The sequence below is a fragment of the Catenisphaera adipataccumulans genome (assembly GCF_014202755.1).
GTDB lineage: Bacteria > Bacillota_I > Bacilli_A > Erysipelotrichales > Erysipelotrichaceae > Catenisphaera > Catenisphaera adipataccumulans.
Map to the genome: position 1 here is coordinate 1 of NZ_JACHHK010000013.1, position 3,340 is coordinate 3,340.

The 3,340-nt window shown below is 55.1% G+C and carries 3 rRNA genes; all 3 read left to right on the forward strand.

Annotated features, from left to right (window positions below):
• Positions 1-69, forward strand: a 16S ribosomal RNA gene (locus HNQ47_RS09970); the annotation flags it as partial.
• A gap of 214 nt (positions 70-283) precedes the next feature.
• Positions 284-3,167: ribosomal RNA gene (locus HNQ47_RS09975) — 23S ribosomal RNA — on the forward strand.
• A gap of 51 nt (positions 3,168-3,218) precedes the next feature.
• Positions 3,219-3,332 (forward strand): 5S ribosomal RNA (gene rrf / locus HNQ47_RS09980).
• The last annotated feature ends 8 nt before the right edge of the window (positions 3,333-3,340 follow it).

The window sequence follows — 3,340 nt, forward strand, 5'->3', positions numbered from 1 at the left end:
GGACCGATGACTGGGGTTAAGTCGTAACAAGGTATCCCTACGGGAACGTGGGGATGGATCACCTCCTTTCTAAGGAGAAAGAGTGTACTTGAGACGTGATGGGGAGGATATCTATTTGGTTTTGAGGGAGCGTTCCCTCAGGATCGATCTTTGAAAACCGGATAACGAAACGAAAGACAACAGAAAGGTCTATAACGAAAAGTTGAAGTTAAGATAACACTGAGAACAGAAGTAGTGAATAGAACAGTTCTGAAGAAACATCTCGAGAAAACAGAGAACCACTGATTAAGCAAGGAAGGGCGTACGGCGGATGCCTGGCCACTCGTTACTGAAGAAGGACGTGCCAAACTGCGAAAAGCGCCGCGGAGCCGTTAGGAGGCGAAGATGCGGCGATATCCGAATGGGGGAACCCGGCAGGTCGGAGACCTGTCACCGGACGATGAACACATAGTCGTCGCGGGAGGTACCCGGAGAACTGAAACATCTAAGTACCCGGAGGAAGAGAAAACAAAAGTGATTCCCCAAGTAGCGGCGAGCGAACGGGGAGAAGCCCAAACCGTCCTTAGGGACGGGGTTGCGGACTGCGGGATGGGAAGGCGAACATAGTCGAAGGCGAACGGAAGCGCCGCCGGAGAGGGTGAAAGCCCCGTAGACGAAATGCGAGCCGGACCTAGCAGGATCCAGAGTACGGCGAGACACGAGGAATCTTGTCGGAAGCAGGCGGGACCATCCGCCAAGGCTAAATATAGACGAGTGAGCGATAGTGAACAAGTACCGTGAGGGAAAGGTGAAAAGAACCGCGGGAGCGGAGTGAAAGAGAACCTGAAACCGTATGCCTACAAGAAGTCAGAGCCCGTTGAAGGGTGATGGCGTGCCTTTTGTAGAATGAACCGGCGAGTTGCGGTCTGATGCGAGGTTAAGCAGGAAAATGCGGAGCCGGAGCGAAAGCGAGTCTTAAGAGGGCGAAAGTAGCAGGCTGCAGACCCGAAACCGGGGTGATCTAGCCATGAGCAGGTTGAAGTTGAGGTGAAACTCAATGGAGGACCGAACCGACCATCGTTGAAAAGCTGGCGGATGACTTGTGGCTAGGGGAGAAATTCCAATCGAACCCGGAGATAGCTGGTTCTCCCCGAAATAGCTTTAGGGCTAGCGTCAGAAAGAGGACGTGCGGAGGTAGAGCACTGAATGTGTGATGGCCCCATCCAGGGGTACTGAACCCAATCAAACTCCGAATGCCGTACGTCCGGAAGGCAGTCAGACCATGAGTGATAAAGTCCGTGGTCAAGAGGGAAACAGCCCGGACCGCCAGCTAAGGTCCCAAAATTCAGGCCAAGTGGAAAAGGAAGTGGGGATGCCCAGACAACTAGGAGGTTGGCTCAGAAGCAGCCATCCTTCAAAGAGTGCGTAACAGCTCACTAGTCGAGTGCCCCTGCGCCGAAAATGTACCGGGGCTAAGCCTGATACCGAAGCTGCGGATTTGCCGGAAGGCAAGTGGTAGGGGAGCGTTGCATGCAGGAAGAAGCCGTACCGAGAGGAGCGGTGGACCGCATGGAAGTGAGAATGCCGGTGTGAGTAGCGAGATGCAGGTAAGAATCCTGCACACCGAAAGCCTAAGGATTCCAGGGGAAGGTTCGTCCTCCCTGGGTAAGTCGGGACCTAACGCGAGGCCGAAGGGCGTAGCGGATGGGAAACAGGCAGAAATTCCTGTACCCGTATCTGGAGCGACGGAGTGACGGAGACGGCTAAGATGACCCTATGAACGGATTTAGGGCGAAGCGGAGCAGTCGGTGACCAGGCAAATCCGGTCACGGAAGACAGGACGCGAGAGGGAAGCGAAAGCTGCGGCGAGTAGCGAAGCATCCGAGGCCGGCTTCCGAGAAAAGCTTCTAGCAATGCAGATACGGCCCGTACCAAAACCGACACAGGTAGGCGGGGAGAGGATCCCAAGGTGAGCGAGAGAACTGTTGCCAAGGAACTCGGCAAAATGGCTCCGTACGTTAGCAAGAAGGAGCGCTCGAGAGAGCCGCAGTGAAAAGGCCCAAGCGACTGTTTAACTAAAACATAGCTCTCTGCGAAGCCGCAAGGCGAAGTATAGGGGGTGACACCTGCCCGGTGCTGGAAGGTTAAGAGGATCTGTCAATCTACGGATGAAGCAGTGAGCCGAAGCCCCAGTGAACGGCGGCCGTAACTATAACGGTCCTAAGGTAGCGAAATTCCTTGTCAGGTAAGTTCTGACCCGCACGAAAGGTGTAACGATTTGGGCGCTGTCTCGGCAGCAGACTCGGTGAAATCTTAGTACCTGTGAAAATGCAGGTTACCCGCAACTAGACGGAAAGACCCCATGGAGCTTTACTGCAGCTTGATATTGAATCTTGGTCGTACATGTACAGGATAGGTGGGAGGCGAAGAGACGTGCACGCCAGTGTACGAGGAGCCGCCGGTGGGATACCACTCTTGTGCGGCCGGGATTCTAACCCAGGCGATTGAAACATGGCCGGGGACCGTGTCAGGCAGGCAGTTTGACTGGGGCGGTCGCCTCCCAAAGAGTAACGGAGGCGCCCAAAGGTACGCTCAGATTGGATGGAAACCAATCGCGGAGTGCAAATGCAGAAGCGTGCTTGACTGTGAGGCCGACAAGCCGAACAGGGACGAAAGTCGGGATTAGTGATCCGGCGGTGCCGAATGGAAGGGCCGTCGCTCAACGGATAAAAGCTACCCTGGGGATAACAGGCTGATCTCGCCCAAGAGTTCACATCGACGGCGAGGTTTGGCACCTCGATGTCGGCTCATCGCATCCTGGAGCTGGATTCGGTTCCAAGGGTTGGGCTGTCCGCCCATTAAAGCGGTACGCGAGCTGGGTTCAGAACGTCGTGAGACAGTTCGGTCCCTATCTGTTGTGGGCGTTGGAGATCTGAGGAGAGCTGTCCTTAGTACGAGAGGACCGGGATGGACCTGCCGCTGGTGTACCGGTTGTTCCGCCAGGAGCACGGCCGGGTAGCTAAGCAGGGAAAGGATAAGCGCTGAAAGCATCTAAGCACGAAACCTACTCCAAGATGAGATCTCCCAATCAGTAAGGCCCCTTAAAGACGATAAGGTTGATAGGCCGGGGATGGAAGCGCAGCGATGCGCGGAGTTGACCGGTACTAATAGGCCGAGGGCTTAATCAGAGGAAACTTTCGGAGCGTTGTCCGGTTTTGAGGGAGCGATCCTTCAGAAGATCCGGTGACGATAGCGGAGTGGATCCACCTGTTCCCATCCCGAACACAGAAGTTAAGCACTCCCGCGGCGAAAATAGTTGGGCCTGCCCCTGCGAACATAGCACGTTGCCGGGTTTTTCTTT